The 17,374-nt window shown below is 27.4% G+C and carries 15 protein-coding genes; 10 read left to right on the top strand and 5 right to left on the bottom strand.

All coding sequences use genetic code 11. From position 1 onward, the window contains the following. Positions 1-8 precede the first annotated feature (8 nt). Entirely contained in the window at positions 9-635 is a 627-nt protein-coding gene (locus AC4FQW_RS06855; protein WP_491148046.1) for a hypothetical protein, read from the bottom strand. A 219-nt stretch (positions 636-854) separates the two neighbouring features. On the opposite strand from AC4FQW_RS06855, the gene AC4FQW_RS06850 reads away from it, so the two are divergent. The 3 genes from AC4FQW_RS06850 to AC4FQW_RS06840 are packed head-to-tail and all read left to right on the top strand — an operon-like array spanning position 855 to position 4,409. Next, the gene (locus AC4FQW_RS06850) at positions 855-1,601 is read left to right on the top strand and encodes a DeoR/GlpR family DNA-binding transcription regulator (protein WP_491148045.1); all 747 of its coding nucleotides are present in this window, start codon (positions 855-857) and stop codon (positions 1,599-1,601) included. Between the two features lie 2 nt (positions 1,602-1,603). Beyond that, entirely contained in the window at positions 1,604-2,509 is a 906-nt protein-coding gene (gene pfkB, locus AC4FQW_RS06845; protein ID WP_491148043.1) for a 1-phosphofructokinase, read from the top strand. Between the two features lie 16 nt (positions 2,510-2,525). Further along, positions 2,526-4,409 (top strand): PTS fructose transporter subunit IIABC, encoded by a 1,884-nt coding sequence (locus AC4FQW_RS06840; protein ID WP_491148042.1) that lies wholly within the window; start codon positions 2,526-2,528, stop codon positions 4,407-4,409. An 85-nt stretch (positions 4,410-4,494) separates the two neighbouring features. Here AC4FQW_RS06840 and nagA read toward each other — a convergent pair whose 3' ends face one another. After that, positions 4,495-5,631, bottom strand: a complete 1,137-nt coding sequence (gene nagA / locus AC4FQW_RS06835; RefSeq protein WP_491148040.1) for an N-acetylglucosamine-6-phosphate deacetylase — start codon at positions 5,629-5,631, stop codon at positions 4,495-4,497. 123 nt (positions 5,632-5,754) lie between these two features. Between nagA and recD2 the strand changes: the two genes are divergently transcribed. The 7 genes from recD2 (at position 5,755) to AC4FQW_RS06800 (ending at position 14,826) form a co-directional block, all read left to right on the top strand. Next, entirely contained in the window at positions 5,755-7,998 is a 2,244-nt protein-coding gene (gene recD2 / locus AC4FQW_RS06830) for an SF1B family DNA helicase RecD2 (protein WP_303129719.1), read from the top strand. 12 nt (positions 7,999-8,010) lie between these two features. Beyond that, positions 8,011-8,991, top strand: coding sequence for a hypothetical protein (locus AC4FQW_RS06825; RefSeq protein WP_491148038.1), 981 nt, complete (start codon positions 8,011-8,013; stop codon positions 8,989-8,991). Next, positions 8,964-9,599: a ComF family protein gene (locus tag AC4FQW_RS06820; RefSeq protein ID WP_491148036.1), complete on the top strand. Its 636-nt coding sequence runs from the start codon at positions 8,964-8,966 to the stop codon at positions 9,597-9,599. Before AC4FQW_RS06825 ends, AC4FQW_RS06820 begins: the two co-directional genes overlap by 28 nt. 440 nt (positions 9,600-10,039) lie before the next feature. After that, a complete protein-coding gene (gene hpf, locus AC4FQW_RS06815; RefSeq protein ID WP_303129713.1) occupies positions 10,040-10,567 on the top strand; it encodes a ribosome hibernation-promoting factor, HPF/YfiA family in 528 nt (175 codons plus the stop codon). Between the two features lie 198 nt (positions 10,568-10,765). Then, positions 10,766-13,291: a preprotein translocase subunit SecA gene (gene secA / locus AC4FQW_RS06810; RefSeq protein WP_491148034.1), complete on the top strand. Its 2,526-nt coding sequence runs from the start codon at positions 10,766-10,768 to the stop codon at positions 13,289-13,291. A gap of 70 nt (positions 13,292-13,361) precedes the next feature. Next, a protein-coding gene (gene prfB / locus AC4FQW_RS06805) for a peptide chain release factor 2 (RefSeq protein WP_303129709.1) occupies positions 13,362-14,466 on the top strand; the annotation gives its coding sequence in 2 pieces (ribosomal slippage) (positions 13,362-13,427 and positions 13,429-14,466; 1,104 coding nt in all). A 96-nt stretch (positions 14,467-14,562) separates the two neighbouring features. Beyond that, entirely contained in the window at positions 14,563-14,826 is a 264-nt protein-coding gene (locus tag AC4FQW_RS06800; protein WP_491148031.1) for a hypothetical protein, read from the top strand. Positions 14,827-14,880: 54 nt separating this feature from the next. On the opposite strand, the gene AC4FQW_RS06795 is transcribed toward AC4FQW_RS06800, so the two are convergent. The 3 genes from AC4FQW_RS06795 to AC4FQW_RS06785 all read right to left on the bottom strand — a co-directional run bounded on the left by AC4FQW_RS06795 (position 14,881) and on the right by AC4FQW_RS06785 (position 17,339). Beyond that, entirely contained in the window at positions 14,881-15,471 is a 591-nt protein-coding gene (locus AC4FQW_RS06795) for a metal-dependent hydrolase (protein WP_491148029.1), read from the bottom strand. A gap of 96 nt (positions 15,472-15,567) precedes the next feature. Beyond that, the gene (locus tag AC4FQW_RS06790) at positions 15,568-16,926 is read right to left on the bottom strand and encodes a M28 family metallopeptidase (RefSeq protein ID WP_491148027.1); all 1,359 of its coding nucleotides are present in this window, start codon (positions 16,924-16,926) and stop codon (positions 15,568-15,570) included. Between the two features lie 80 nt (positions 16,927-17,006). Further along, complete coding sequence (locus AC4FQW_RS06785) at positions 17,007-17,339, bottom strand: hypothetical protein (protein ID WP_303129697.1); 333 nt, start codon at positions 17,337-17,339, stop codon at positions 17,007-17,009. Positions 17,340-17,374 lie beyond the last annotated feature (35 nt).

The raw sequence follows: 17,374 nt of genomic DNA, 5'->3' as shown, positions 1-17,374 counted from the left end.
GCATCTTTTTAATCTTCTGAATTAAAATTTTTTAATTTTGGAAACTCACATTTATAGCATTCTATATTTCTTAAAAAGTCTAAACATTCTTTAAGGTTATTCTTTAATGTTAATCCATTTTCTTCTAATACTTCTATTAAATTTTGATTTTCAAATTCATAATATCTATAATATTCTCTAGCTGAATCCTCATAAGCTTTTAGTAAATTTTTATCTTTAAGTTTATTTTTAATTTCCTTACATAAAAAGAAATTGCAAACTGGAGTTCTAAATTGAGGTGGGATAGAGCATCCTTTACCATCTTCAACAAAAGGACATGCTTTAAAATGTATTGATAAATCTGTTCCTTTAAATAAATCACTTCTAGTATGGTTTTTAAATTTTTCATAGTTAATTTTATCAAAATATCCAATTGCTTGGATGTAATAATTAAAAATCTTTATGTTTTTATTATTTAATATTCTTTTTATGACTAATTGTCCTTCTTTAGATTTAGTCATTCTTTGTAAATCAAATAAATTGAACTTAGGGATAATAAAAGCAACATCCTCTATGTTTAAATTTGCATAAACTTTCTGCAATATCACTATGACAATCATAGCATTTATCACAAAAATATCTAGGAATTTTTTCATTAGACTTTACACATAAAACCATAATAATATAACACCTTCTTTAATTATTTTATAGAATAATTTATTTTAAAAAGTATAAGTTAAGTATAAGATAAATATTTGTATTTTCCATAAAATAACTATGTATACAAAGTAAAAAAAGTCTTTGAATTATTTTGAATGAAAATGATTGACTTTGATTGAAAATGATTGTATTATATAGACAAAGAGGTGATGTAAATGTTATCTGAAGAAAGATTTGAAAGAATCTTAAAGCTTTTAGAAGAAAAAAATACAATTACAGTCACAGAATTAGTTAAAGAATTAGATACTTCTGAATCTACAATAAGAAGAGATTTGAATCATTTAGATAAAATGAGAAAACTTAAAAAAGTTCATGGTGGAGCAAAGTCAATAACTAGAACTTATGAAACTAGAGATGATGAAGTGATTGTAAGACAAGGTCTAAACGTAGATGATAAAATTAAAATAGCTAAATATGCAGCAAGTCTTATAAATGAAAGTGATTTTGTTTATATTGATGCTGGAACTACAACTGAACTTATGACAGATTATATAACTGAAAATAAAGCTATATATATAACAAATGGAATAGCACATGCTAAGAAATTAATTCAAAAAAAGTGTAAGGTATATATAATTGGTGGAGAATTAAAATTATCCACAGAAGCTATAATTGGAGTTGAGGCTATAGATAGTTTAAAGAAATATAATTTTACTAAAGGTTTTTTTGGAACAAATGGAATTGATAAAGACTCAGGATTTACAACTCCTGATATTCAAGAAGCATTAGTAAAAAGAGAAGCTGTAAATAGAAGTAATAAAGCCTTTATACTTGCAGATGATTCAAAGTTTGAACACATATCAGCAGTTACATTCGCAGAAATAGATAGAGCAACAATAATTACAACAAATCTTAAACATCAAGAGTTTAAGAAATATGCAGAAATATTGGAGGATAATTAAAAATGATATATACTATGACATTCAATCCATCATTAGATTATATAATGAAGGTTAAAGATTTTAATTTAGGAGTTGTTAATAGAACTTATGAAGAATCAATATTTCCAGGTGGAAAAGGAATAAATGTTTCAATAGTTCTTGGAAATTTAGGAATAGAAAATAAGGCGTTCGGATTTATAGCTGGATTTACTGGAGAAGAAATAGAAAAGAAAGTTAAAAATTCAGGATGTATAGCAGAATTTATAAAATTAAAAGAAGGTAATTCAAGAATAAATGTTAAGCTTAAGAGCAAAGAAGAAAGTGAAATAAATGCTCAAGGACCTAAAATTGATAAATATGCAATAGAAAGTTTATATAAAAAGTTAGATGAAATAAAAAATGGAGATATTTTAGTTTTGGCAGGTAGTATACCAAATACTTTACCATCAGATATGTATGAAAATATAATGAAGCACTTAAATGATAAGGATATAAAGGTTATAGTAGATGCAACAAAAGATTTATTATTAAATGTACTTAAATATAAACCATTCTTAATAAAACCAAATAAACATGAACTTGAAGAAATGTTTAACGTTTCAATAAATTCAGAAGAAGAAATAATTAAGTATGCGAAAAAACTTCAAGATATGGGAGCGATTAATGTACTAATATCAATGGCTGGAGATGGTGCAATACTTATAAATGAAAATGGAGAAGTTTTAAAACATAAAGCTCCTAAGGGAGAAGTTAAAAATTCAGTTGGAGCAGGAGATTCAATGGTTGCTGGATTTACAGCTGGATATATTATGAAACAAAATTATAAAGATGCATTGAAATATGGAATTGCAACAGGAAGTGCAAGTGCATTCTCAGAAGATTTAGCAACTAAAGAGAAAGTAAAAGAAATACTTGAAATGATAAGTTAAACAAGGAGGAAACGTTATGCGTATAATAGACCTTTTAAAAATTGAAGGAATTGAGTTAGATTCAAAAGTAACTTCAAAAAAAGAAGCATTAGATAAGTTAATTGACCTTATGGATAAGGAAGGAAACTTATTAGATAAAGAAGTTTACAAGGAAGCAGTGCTTAAGAGAGAAGAATTAAGTACAACTGGTATTGGTGAAGGAATAGCAATACCTCATGGTAAATCAAAAGGAGTAAAAAATGCAGGACTTAGTTCAATAGTTGTAAAGAATGGTGTTGATTTTGATTCATTAGATGGGCAACCAGCTAAATTATTCTTTATGATAGCAGCACCAGAAGAGGCTAATAACTTACACCTTGATGTGCTTGCAAGATTATCAACTATATTAATGGATGAAGATTTTAGAAATGAACTTATAAATGCAAAAAGTAAAGAAGAATATTTAAAGCTTATAGATAACAAAGAAAAAGAAAAGTTTGAAACAGAGCAAAAGGAAGAAAATAGAGAAGAAGGATACAGAGTATTAGCAGTTACTGCATGTCCAACTGGTATAGCACATACTTATATGGCTGCAGAAAGCTTAGAAGAAAAAGCTAAGCAAATGGGAGTTTCAATAAAGGTTGAAACAAATGGTTCAGGAGGAGCTAAAAATGTTTTAACAAAAGAAGAAATTGAAAATGCAGAATGTATTATAGTAGCAGCAGATAAAAATGTTGATATGGCAAGATTTGATGGAAAAAGATTAATAAAAACTAAAGTTGCAAATGGAATTCATAAAGCTACAGAGCTTATTGAAGAAGCAACAAGTGGTAAGGCTCCAATATATCATGCTGATAAAAAATCAGAAGGTGGAGATGAGAGTATAGAAAAAGAAGGTGTTGGACACAGAGTATATAAGCACCTAATGAATGGTGTATCACATATGTTACCATTTGTTATAGGTGGTGGTATACTTATAGCATTAGCATTCTTATTTGATGATTATAGTATAAATCCAGCAAACTTTGGTATGAATACACCATTTGCAGCATTCTTAAAAACTGTTGGTGGTATTGCATTTGGATTTATGTTACCAGTATTAGCTGGATACATTGCAATGAGTATAGGAGATAGACCAGCATTAGCAGTAGGTTTTGTTGGTGGTATGCTTGCAAATGAAGGTGGATCAGGTTTCTTAGGTGCTTTACTTGCTGGATTTATTGCAGGATATTTAGTGTTATTCTTAAAGAAAGTATTCAGTAAATTACCAGAAGACTTAGAAGGTTTAAAACCAGTTTTACTATATCCATTCTTCGGAATACTTTTAATTGGTGCTATTATAATGTTCTTAATAAACCCACCAGTATCAGCTATAAATACAGGATTAACTAATACTTTAAATTCTATGGGAGAAAGCAGTAAAGTAGTACTTGGAATAATCCTTGGAGGAATGATGGCAATTGATATGGGAGGTCCTATAAATAAAGCTGCTTATGTATTTGGTACAGCAGGACTTGCTAGTGGGCAATTTGATATAATGGCAGCAGTAATGGTTGGAGGTATGGTTCCACCACTTGCAATAGCGTTATGTACTACATTCTTCAAAAATAGATTTACAAAAAGAGAAAGACAATCAGGTATTACTAACTATGTAATGGGATTATCATTTATAACAGAAGGTGCAATACCATTTGCAGCTTCAGATCCATTAAGAGTTATACCAGCTTGTGTTGTTGGGTCAGCAGTTGCAGGAGGACTTTCAATGATGTTTGGTTGTTCACTTAGAGCACCACATGGTGGAATATTCGTAGTACCTGTTATAGGAAATCCATTAGGATACTTAATAGCACTAGTTGTAGGTTCAATAGTAGGAATGATTTTATTAGCTATATTAAAAAGACCTATTAAAGAAAATGCTTAAAAGTTAAATAAAAAAAGATACTAAATTAATTTAGTATCTTTTTTTTATAATTTAATTTTAATAATTAAATTGTTATTTTATATAATTAAGCCTCATGTACAACTTTTCCATTTACTATAACTTTTTTAATATTTATTTTATCATCAAAAAGAATTAAGTCAGCATCATATCCTTCTTTAATAAATCCTTTTCTATCTTCAACATGGCAATGTTTAGCACCATTATAAGTTGCCATTTTAACAATTTCATATAATGGATAATTTGAATTTTCATAAACATTTCTTACAGCCTTATCAAGAGTTAATATAGATCCTGCAAGTGACCCTGATAATATTCTAGCAGCACCATCTGAAACTTTAACTTCTTGACCACCTAATGAATAAGTTCCATCTGGCATACCACAAGCCATCATAGCATCAGTTATTAAAAGAACTTTATCAGTTCCTTTTTGCTTATATGCAACTCTAAGAGCAGGGTATGATATATGAATACCATCAGATATAGTTTCAGTTGTAATATCAGTATCAAATGTTGCCCCAACAACTCCAGGAGCTCTATGAGTAAATGGAGTCATAGCATTGAAAAGGTGAGTAGAATGGGAACATCCACATTTAATACCTTCAACAGCCTCTTCATAAGTAGCTTTTGTATGACCTATTGAGCAGACAACACCTTTATCACTTAAATATTTAATAAGTTCTTTTGCACCAGAAACTTCAGGCGCAATTGTTATAGAAACTACTGCATCTTCACAATCTCCAACCATTTTGTTATATGTTTCAATAGAAGGGATTTGCAAGAAGTTTGGGTTTTGAGCTCCAATGGCATTTGGGCTTATAAATGGACCTTCAAGATGTGCACCTAATACATTTGCACCATCTGTACCCTTAAGCTTAGCTTCTTTAATAGCTGACATTGATTTTCTTATATCTTCTATAGCAACAGTCATAGTTGTTGGGGTAAAAGATGTTGTACCAAATTTACAAATAGTTTTTGAAATTTCATTTATAGCTTCATATGTTCCATCCATAGTATCATATCCTCCAGCACCATGAATGTGAACGTCTATAAATCCAGGAGAAAGATACATTCCATTAGCATCAATAATTTCCGTATCTTGTACATTTTGAGGGTTTATTTCTTTAATTTTACCATTCTCTATTAAAACTGATCCCATCTCTATTTTATCTAAGAAAATTATATTACAATTTCTTATTAACATATTAATACCTCCACATTTCTCAATTTTTATTCCATAGAATATATGTTAAATTTTCTATGATATAATTATATATTATACAGGAAAAAATAAAAATAACTTATATTGAAGATTTGGAGAAAAGGTATGGAAAAGATTGTTGGATTTGTTGAAGCAATTGTTTTTAGAGGAGAAGATACTGGTTATACAGTTGCAAAAGTAAATATGAATAAAGATACTATAACAGCTGTTGGTACGGTACCATTTATGAAAGAAGGTCAGAATGTAAAATTAAAGGGTGACTGGATAGTTCATAAACAATTTGGGAAACAATTTAAAATAGAGGAATTTGAAGAGATACTTCCAACATCAGTAGAAGCTATAGAAAAATATTTAAGTGCAGGAATAATATATGGAATAGGACCTGTAACTGCTAAAAAGATAGTTAATCATTTTGGTGAAGAAACCTTTGATGTTTTAGAAAATAATATAGAAAGACTTATGGAGATAGAAGGTATAGGACAAAAGAAATTTAGAATTATATACGAATCATATATAGAACAAAAAGATTTAAAAGATATAATAATGTTTTTTCAAGCGCATGGAGTAACAAATAATCAATGCATAAAAATATACAAGAAGTTTGGTATAGATGCTAAAAAAATAGTTTCAGATAATCCGTACATATTATGTAAAGAAATATCAGGAATAGGTTTTAAAACAGCAGATAAAATCGCTATGAACTTAGGTGTAGAAGCTGAATCTCCATTTAGAGTTAAAAGTGGAATAGAATATGTAATAAATAAATTTTGTGCTGCTGGTAACACTTATATGCCAAAAGATAAGTTGATAAAAGATGCTTGTGATACATTAGTAGTTAAAGAAGATATAGTAGAAGAAAATATATATAATTCTGTTCTTGAAAATAGAATTATAGCAGAAAAGATAAATGAAGAAGAGGCAGTATTTACATTGCCTTATTATTATTGTGAACTTGGAATAACTAATAAAATAGTTACGCTTGGTATAGAAAATTTTAGAACTATAAATACTGATGTTGAGCATGAAATAGAACTTTTTGAGAAAAAATATAATATTGAGCTTGCTAAATCTCAAAAGGAAGCTATAATTGCAGCATTTTCAGAAGGAATAGAAATTATAACTGGTGGTCCAGGTACAGGTAAAACAACAATTATAAAATGTATATTGGATATATATGAAAAAAATGGAATGAAAGTTCTTCTTGGAGCACCAACAGGAAGAGCGGCTAAGAGAATGAGTGAATCTACTGGAAGAGAAGCTAAAACGATACATAGGCTGCTTGATATGGGAGTTCAGGATGAAAGAGAAGAAGAAAAGTCTGTATTTGTAAAAGGAGAGTCAGATCCTCTTCAAGCTGATGTAATAATTATAGATGAAGCATCTATGATTGATGTAATGTTAATGTATAATTTATTAAAAGCGATAAAACTTGGAACTAGAATAATAATTGTTGGAGATGTTGATCAACTACCATCAGTAGGACCTGGAAATGTATTAAGAGATTTAATAAATAGTGAGCTTATAAAAGTTGTTAGATTAAAAGAAATATTTAGACAAGGTTCTGAAAGTCTAATTACAGTAAATGCACATAGAATTAATAATGGGGAGATGCCTTATCTTAATAAAAAGGGAAATGATTTTTACTTTATAAGGGAAGAAAGTGCAGAAGCTATATTAAATACAATAATTGATTTAATAAATAGAAGATTACCTAAGTTTAACGATAAATGGGATAAATTAAAGGATATACAAGTACTTACACCTATGAGAAAGGGAACTCTTGGAGTAAATAATTTAAATGAAAAGATACAATCAATATTAAATCCTGAGGCAGATTATAAGAAAGAAAAGAAAGTTAAGGAAATGATATTCAGAGAAGGGGATAAAGTTATGCAAATTAAGAATAATTATTCCTTAAAATGGACTAGAATATCAGGAGAAGGAGAACCAGAAGGTGTTGGAGTATTTAATGGTGATATGGGCTTTATTCAGTCAATAGATGAAGAAGAAAAAGTAATAACTGTAGTATTTGATGATGAGAGAAGAGTTAAATACGATTATGTGTATTTAGATGAATTAGAACTAGCTTATGCTATAACAATTCATAAAAGTCAGGGAAGTGAGTTTAAAGTAGTAATATTACCTTCATTTATGGGTTCACCTGTTCTTATGAATAGAAATCTTTTATATACTGGAATAACAAGGGCAAAAGAACTTGTAGTTGTTGTTGGTATGCCAAAAGGACTTAAATTTATGGTAAGCAATACAAAAAGTATGGAGAGATATTCAGCTCTTAATCATAGAATAAAAGACATAATAGCTAATGATATTATAGAAAATGATAATTAGAAGGTGGTTAATGTGGCTAAGGTAGCTAAGGGAGAGATTAGTTTCAATAAAAAAAATATAATAAGTTTTTTAAATAATGATAATGAATTATTAACCTTAATAAATAAGCCACTACATGGAAATAAAGTTTTATATGATGTAATAAGAGAAGCTATATTAAAAAAAAATAAAGTATTATATTTATTTGGAGGAGATAGAGTAGATAAGGACTTATTATCATATATAAATAAAAAAGAACATTATTATACATTTACAAGAGATGATTTAGAAAATAAAAATTTAGTATTTATGAATTTGAAATTTTTATATAATCTAAACAAAAAATATGATCTTATAATAATAGATGATATAAGTAATTATTTAAATATAACAAAAAACAATTTTGATACTTTATATGAAAGGTTAAAAAAACATTCAAAAAAAATAATATTATATTCTAGTATAAATTATAATAATTCCGATTTTATGTATATAAATGATGAAGAAATATTAAGAGAACCTAGAGTTATATCAACAAGAATAGATTTAAGATATGATATACCATATATTTTATATGAATATATACTTTGGTTTAAAAATAATAATAAAAATGTTGCCATATATGTTCCATACAAGGAAGAATTAGATATGGTTTATGAATATTATACAAAAAAGGTAACCTTAAAAGGAGCCAGAATATTAAAAGGTTCCGATAAAAAATTAAAAAGTAATGTATTAAATTTAAGAGATAAGTCAACATTTCTAATAACAAACAATATTGAAGAAATATTAGATTCATCAAATATAAATGCAATAATAGTTATTTGTGCTGATGATAAAAATATAGATTACAAAAAAATATTATTTATGTGTGGCAAGGTTTCTTTAAAGAAAGATAAATTCTCAGAAGTTATATTAGTTTGTAGAGAAGAAAGTGAAGAAATTGAAATGTCTAGAAAAATAACTAGGGAGTTTAACAAAAAATTATGGGAAGAAGAATATTTAAGTTATTAGATTATTTAAAAGAAAGTATACTAGATATAATATTTGAAAGTCCTTATAAATGTATTGTATGTAATGAAATAGAAGCAGATGGAATATGTAATGAATGCGTAAAGACAATACATTGTTGCACAGAAGATGAGTATTATGGATACTATAAAGGAGCTCTTAAAGATTTAATACACTTGTTTAAGTTCAAGAAAGATTTTTTAGCGGGAGATATATTAGTCCATATGTTAGAGTCTAAAATAAAAAACATAGATAAAGATTATATATTAACTTATATACCTATTGGAAAAGAATCTATGAAAAAAAGAGGATTTAATCAATGTGAATATATAGCTAAGAAATTATCTAAAAGATTAGATTTAGAACACAAAGAAACAATAATAAAGTGTAAAGATACAAAAATTCAAAAAGAATTGAGTAAAAATGAGAGAAAAGAAAATATAAAAAATTCCTTTAAAGTAAAAGATAAAAAGTATGTAGAAGGAAAGAAATTTGTTTTAATAGATGATGTAATTACAACTGGCGCAACTATACAAGAGGGAATAAAGGTTTTAAAAGAAAGTGGAGCTAGTGAAATAAAAATATTGACTATTGCTAAAAGTCGTATATAATAATAATGTAAAGTTAGGTCTGTGGTTGAAAGTCGATGCCAGTCGCAGGCAAAACGATCCACATAAGCTAGACAAAGTTCTAGTGAGCATGGTGCGGTATAGAAGTAAGTCCTACCAAGTTTTAACTTGAGAGGGTTAGTAGTGAGAGGTTAATTCCGGGTAGCGAAATCTCCAGTAGGCGAGTGTGGGGGCAAAAACCAGGTCAGCTAACTTTACTAAAAATAATCCATATTAAAGTGATAATTTGTATCATTTTAATATGGATTATTTTTTTATTTAAAATTTGGTAATTATGATAAAATATAAATAAAAATAATTTTCAGTAAATTCAGAAAACTAACTTGTCTTTACATAAGAAAAGTAGTAAAATAAATATATAAAATAAATAAATATTTTAAGTCTTCTAATTGAACTTAAATGTATTGAGAGGAGCTGGACGTATGAAAGTAACAGTTGTAACAAAAAACATTGAATTGACTCCTGCTTTAAAAGATATGGTAGAAAAGAAGGTTTCAAAGCTTGATAAGTATTTTGAAAGTGATGTAAATGCTAAGGCTACATTATCAGTTCAAAAGAACAGACATAGAATAGAAGTAGCTATTCCTTTCAACGGAATATTACTTAGGGCTGAAGAAATGACAGAAGATATGTATAAATCAATAGATAAGGTAGAAGAGAAGTTAGAAAGACAAATAAGAAAGCAAAGAACTAAACTTGCAAGAAAGCATAATAATTCATTAAAATTCTCAGAGCTTGCAGCAGATGCTCAAGAAGATGAACATCAAGGTAAAGTTGTAAAAACAAAGAAATTTGCTGTTAAGCCAATGGATGTTGAAGAAGCTATTTTGCAAATGGAGCTTATAGGACATAATTTCTTCGTTTATAAAGATGCTGAAACTAATGAAATAAGCGTATTATATAAGAGAAAAGATGGAGATTATGGATTATTAGAACCAGATTATAAGTAAAATACAAAATTTAATAAGCTAAATATGGACTCTATAAAGAAGGTTATACTTCTTTATAGAGCTTTTTAATTTTAAAATATCAATAATTGTTAGAAAGTTGAAATACATTAAGTAAAAATGGTATAATTTATAAATGTATACTAATATGTAAATAGAAAAATACTAATAATTATTTATAGTGTTTGAAAGGATGAATATATGGGAATATTTAAAGCCTTATTTGGCTCATATAGTGAAAGAGAAGTAAAGAGAATAAAACCATTAGTTGATAAGATAGAAAGTTTAGATTCAGCGATGGGAGCATTAAGCGATGAAGAACTTAGAGGAAAAACAGAAGAATTCAAGGAAAGATATAAAAATGGTGAATCACTAGATGATTTACTTCCAGAAGCATTTGCTGTAGTTAGAGAAGCTTCATGGAGAGTATTAAATATGAAGCATTACAGAGAGCAATTAATTGGAGGTATAGTCCTTCATCAAGGTAGAATTGCAGAGATGAAAACTGGTGAAGGTAAAACATTAGTTGCTACACTTCCTGCATATTTAAATGCAATATCAGGAGATGGTGTTCATGTAATTACAGTTAATGATTACTTAGCAGCCAGAGATAGAGAGTGGATGGGTCAAGTTTATGAATTTTTAGGATTAACAACAGGAGTTATAGTCCATGATTTAAATAATAATCAAAGAAGAGATGCATATAATGCAGATATAACATATGGAACTAATAATGAATTTGGATTTGATTATTTAAGAGATAACATGGTTGTTTATAAAGAAGAAAGAGTTCAAAGAGGACTTAACTTTGTAATTGTAGATGAGGTTGATTCAATTCTTATAGATGAGGCTAGAACACCACTTATAATTTCAGGTGCTGGAGAAAAGTCAACAGAGTTTTATAAAGTTGCAGATTATTTTGTAAAAACTTTAGTTGAAGAAAAAGATTATACTATAGATGAAAAAGCAAATGCTGCTATGCTTACAGAAGAAGGTATAGAAAAAGCAGAAAAAGCATTTAAAGTTGAAAACTATGCAGATGCTGAAAATATGCAATTACAACATTATGTAACTCAAGCATTAAAGGCCAACTATGTAATGAAACGTGATAAGGATTATATGGTTAAGGATGGAGAAGTTATAATTGTTGATGAATTTACAGGAAGACTTATGGAAGGTAGAAGATATTCAGATGGTCTTCACCAAGCTATTGAAGCAAAAGAAGGAGTTAAAATAGCAAGAGAGTCAAAAACTTTAGCAACAATAACATTCCAAAATTATTTCAGAATGTATAATAAATTATCAGGTATGACAGGTACTGCTTTAACAGAGGAAAATGAATTTAGAGAAATTTATGGATTAGATGTTATAGTAGTTCCAACACACAGACCGGTTCAAAGAGTTGATAATGATGATATAGTATATAAAACAGCTAGAGGAAAATATAATGCTATAGTTGAAGAAATTGAAAAGGCTCATGAAAAAGGTCAACCAGTGCTTGTTGGTACATCAAGTATAGAAAAATCAGAAATAATATCATCTCTTTTAAAGAAAAAGGGAATTAAGCATAAAGTTTTAAATGCTAAGTATCATGAACAAGAAGCAGAAATTATAGCTGATGCTGGAGAAGTTGGATCAGTAACTATAGCAACAAATATGGCTGGTAGAGGTACAGATATTAAGTTAGGTGAAGGTGCATTAGAAGTTGGTGGACTTAAGATAATTGGTACTGAAAGACATGAATCAAGAAGAATAGATAATCAGCTTAGAGGACGTTCAGGTAGACAGGGAGATATAGGGGAATCAACATTCTTTGTTTCATTAGAAGATGATTTAATGAGAATATTCATGTCAGAGAAAACTCATGCTATGGTTGATAAGCTTGGCTTAGAAGAAGATGATGCAATTGAAAGTAAAATAATAACAAGATCAATAGAAAGTGCTCAAAAGAAAGTTGAAGGACATAACTTTGATATAAGAAAGAATCTTTTAGGCTATGATGATGTTATGAATATGCAAAGGGAAGTTATATACAAGCAAAGAAGTCAAGTTCTTGAAGGAGAAAACTTAAAAGAACAAATTGAAGAAATGATAAAAGAAGTAATAAGTGATGCAGTTGATGCGCATATTACAGGAGTAGAGGATAACTATGAAAAAGAATTTAAAAATTTAATTCTTTATCTAGATGACATATGTCTTCCTGCAAATAGAGTAACTATTGATGATTTATTAAATCTTTCAAATGATGAAATAAAAGAAAAACTTACTAATATTGCATTAGAAATATATAAAGGTAAAGAAACTGAGTTTGGAGAAGAAAAGCTTAGAGAGATAGAGAGAGTTGTACTTCTTAAAAATGTTGATATAAAATGGATGGATCATATAGATAATATGGATCACTTAAAGCAAGGAATTGGACTTAGAGCATTCAAGCAACAAGACCCAGTTCAAGCCTATCAAGTAGAAGGTAGTGCTATGTTTGATGAAATGATTGAAGCTATAAAAGTAGATACAGTTAAATATTTATTCCACGTTCAAATGGAAAAAGCACCAGAAGAAAGAGAAAGAGTTGCTAAGGAAACACAAGCAGTTCATGTTGGTGGTGGAGATGGAGAAAGTCCTAAAAAGAAAGAACCAGTAAGAAAAGAAGTAACAGTTGGAAGAAATGAACCTTGTCCATGCGGAAGTGGAAAGAAATTTAAAAATTGTTGTGGCAGAGAAGTATAGGGCTTAAATATTGGGCATCGTTATTTAACATAACGATGCTCTTTAAGATTAAAGATAGAGGTGATTTTGTATGAGAATAGAGCTTGAAAAAGCATTAGGAAAAATGCCAAGTTTAAAGTCAAAAATAGATGAAATGAGGGCTTCACTTTGACAAGGAAGCTTTAGAAAAACAAATTGAAGAATTAAATCTTAAAATGCAAGAGGTAGGATTTTGGGATGATATAAAACAAGCTGAAGAAGTAACAAAAGAAAGTAAATTCTTAAAATCAAGATTAGAAAGATTTAATTTATTAGAAAGAAAAATAGAAGATATAGAAGTTTTAAATGAAATTATGGAAGAAGATGATGATGAATCAATAAATGAAATAATTTCAGAAATAAAGGAATTAGATAAATTAGTTGAAGAATATAGAATAGAAATAATGCTTTCAGGTGAATATGATAAAAATGATGTGATATTAACACTTCATGTTGGTGTAGGTGGTACTGATGCTAATGATTGGACAGAAATGCTACTAAGAATGTATACAAGATGGTGTGAGAAAAAAGGATTTACTGTTGAAACTTTAGATTTAATACAAGGTGATGAAGCAGGAATAAAAAGTGTTACATTAAAAGTAAAAGGTGATTTTGCATATGGGTATTTAAAAGCAGAAAAGGGAATCCATAGATTAGTTAGAATATCACCTTACAATGCTAATGGTAAAAGACAAACTTCTTTTGCATCAGTTGAAGTTTTACCAGAGCTTACAAAAGATCAAGACATAGATATAAGACCTGATGACTTAAAAATTGATACATTTAGAGCAAGTGGAGCTGGTGGACAGCATGTTAATAAAACTGAATCAGCAATTAGAATAACTCATATACCAACTGGTATAGTAGTTCAGTGTCAAAATGAAAGAAGTCAATTCGCTAACAAAGATACTGCTATGAATATGTTAAAGTCAAAGCTTATTGAATTAAAAGATAGAGCACATAAAGAAAAAATAGAAGATTTAACAGGAGAACTTAAAGATATGGGATGGGGAAGTCAAATAAGATCATATGTATTCCATCCATATAATATGGTTAAAGACCATAGAACTGGAGAAGAAACATCAAATGTTCAGGCTGTCATGGATGGTGAAATTGATTCATTTATAAATGCGTATCTTTCAAGTGAACTAAATTAATAAATAAAGCAGGGATTAATATATTAATTAAAGAATATAAAATATAGTATAATTAAGAAGTAAAAATTTAAATTAACTATAGAAGAAGGTATAAAAATGTATAAAGAACAATTAGAGAAAATTTATCTTAATAAAGAAATTACTTTAAAAGAATTTTGGGAAGCTTTTTTTAGTGAATTATCATTTAAGGAATTTATTAAAGAGAATAAGATAAGTGAAAAAGAAGAAATTGGCGATGAGAATATTGTAAATATAAGTTATAAAGGTGAGAAATATAAAATAAAACTTTATGTTGAAGATCTTAGACTTGAAGATTTAAAGGACTGTATTTGTAAAGTAGAATATATAAAAAGTATATAATAAAAATTTAAGGTGAAATTAAAGTTTATAATTTTAATTTCACCTTTTATAATTTTAAATTATAGGTTTAATTTTTAATAAATCTAAAATATTAATGTTAAAAACATTTTTACTTATAATATAAAAGCTATATATTAAAGTTAATGCTGTCAAAAATTTTAGAGTTCTATTAAAATATTTCTCTCCATTAGAATTAGTTTTTATAAAGAAAATACTTATATTAGCCTTAATAGGATAAAAAAGTTCTATTCCTTCCTTTGTTAATAAATCAAGAAAAAGGTGAGATATATATCCTAATAAAAAGCCATAGCACATACTTAAAACTATAATGTTATTATTGCTCGTTTTTATAAAAACTTGAAATGCAAAAAATATAATAAAAACACATACTAGGCTATGAGTAAAACCTCTATGTCTAAATCTTCTTCCAAATAATCTTGATATAAAAGGGTGTCTTTTACTAATAAAAGAACTTTTCATATCTATATCAGGGAAAAGTGAACCAACATGAGAAGTATAGAAAAATATTAATATAGATAATAATGCATAACCTAAATTATAATTTATTAAATATTTTGTAATAAAAGTGTTTAATGTAATAAGAGCAATAAAGAATCCTCCTGATGAATGTGTTTCTCTAGTCATATCTTATAGCACCTTTTAAAATAATTATTTAATCATAGTATACACATTATATAGTTATATGCCAAGTATTACAAATCTTATTTATAAATATTGAAATTATGAATGAGAATTTTTATGATTTTCAATTTTTTTTAAAATTGGATAACTTATTAATACTAAAAAGCAAACGAAGGAAATTGCATGTAATGTAGGATTAAAAATAAATAATTTACTTTTCGGATAAAGTTCATTAACTAAATAATTATCAACAATCTTGAAAACATTATCAACAGAATCTGTAGATATATTTTCAACTTTATCAGATGGAGTGTGGATTTTACTAACATCTGAATGACATATAGTTAAAGCATCAAAATTATTATTTATAAAACTTGCATGATCGCTTGAATCTTCGTATTTTATATTATAGTCTTGATTTTTTGTTAAACATATATTTTCAAAATCTTTAAGTAAAGGTGAAGGCATATCTATAGATTTACTACCTCTAATAAATGTAATAGGATAATTTTTTGCTCCTATCATATCAAAATTAATAACTTTTGCATCTTTTAAAATATCTTTATATTTTGATGAGAATTTTTGAGAACCCAAAAGTCCAAATTCTTCTCCATTTAAGGCTACAAATATAATATCTCTATTTGGTTTTGGAAGAGATGATAAGTAAGAAGCCAGTTCTAATAAAAATGATGTTCCAGATGCATTATCTAATGCTCCACAATATAAGTTATTCAAGCAATCAATACCCATATGGTCAAAGTGAGCAGTTAGGATTAATGGCGGATTATCATTATTTCTACCTTCTATTTTTCCAACTACATTAAATGTTTCTGTATTTACTAATTTATAAGGCAATGTTACTGAAATTTTCAAATCTTTTTTTAAGCTTTTTATCATATAATCATAGGTTTCTTTTGATATAGCAATTGCAAATGATATTGGTGATTGATATACAAAAGAACTTCTAAAATTAAAATTATTTTCTTTGCTAACATAAAATAAAAAAATATCTTTACCTTTTCTAAATGATATTGAAGATGGAGATATATTTATACTATCATCAGAAGATAATGTTACATCTGAAATTTTAAAATTAAGCATATCTTCTTTAAAGTCTTCTCCGTATTTAAAGTCTTTAATAACTTTTTCTGAATTAGTTATTTGTAATTTAGCACTTGTATTATTTTTAATTGGGGTTACTACTTGAAAACTTTCTTTATAATCAGAATCTAAAGGTTTTAAACCTAAAGATTTAAAAGTTTCAGATATGTAGTTTGAAACATTATCATTTTCTTTTGTTCCGCAAAGTCTTCCTGCAAATTTCTCTGATGAAAGAAATTCAATATTATTTTTCACATCTTTTGAATCGAATGTATCAATAGAGCATCTTAAAATTAAAAATGAAATAAAAATAATTGCAGAAATAGCAGTTAATATTTTATAAGTTTTTGACTTCATTAAATTCTCCTAAAAAATTGTTTTAATAAAGTTTATTAACCTTCTGCAATTATTATGATAAAAACAATATTAAGTTTAAGTTAAGCCTTTTTATATAGCATATCAACAATTGCATAAACTATAGTAAATAACAAACATATGCATATTAAGAAATTAACTTTAGATTGATAAATTAAAAGCAATCCACCAAAAAGAGTGGTTGTGAGAATAACATAATTTATAAATTTATGCATACCAGCTTTTTTACCTGTTATAACAGAAACTGATGATATTAATATTAAAGATAAGGTTAAAAAAGAAAGAGATTCTCTTAAAATACTAGAAAATTCTATTATTTTAAAGTAATCAAAGGTTAATAATGTTATAAAAATTATTAATAGCAAAGAAATAACTTTTTGAATTTGAGAATTCATAAAAACACCTCTAATCTGGAAAATATTTACAATTA

The sequence above is a fragment of the Clostridium sp. TJA085 genome, assembly GCF_058310235.1.
Note: the sequence above shows the minus strand (reverse complement) of the source record. Positions and strands in the feature narration are given on the sequence as shown.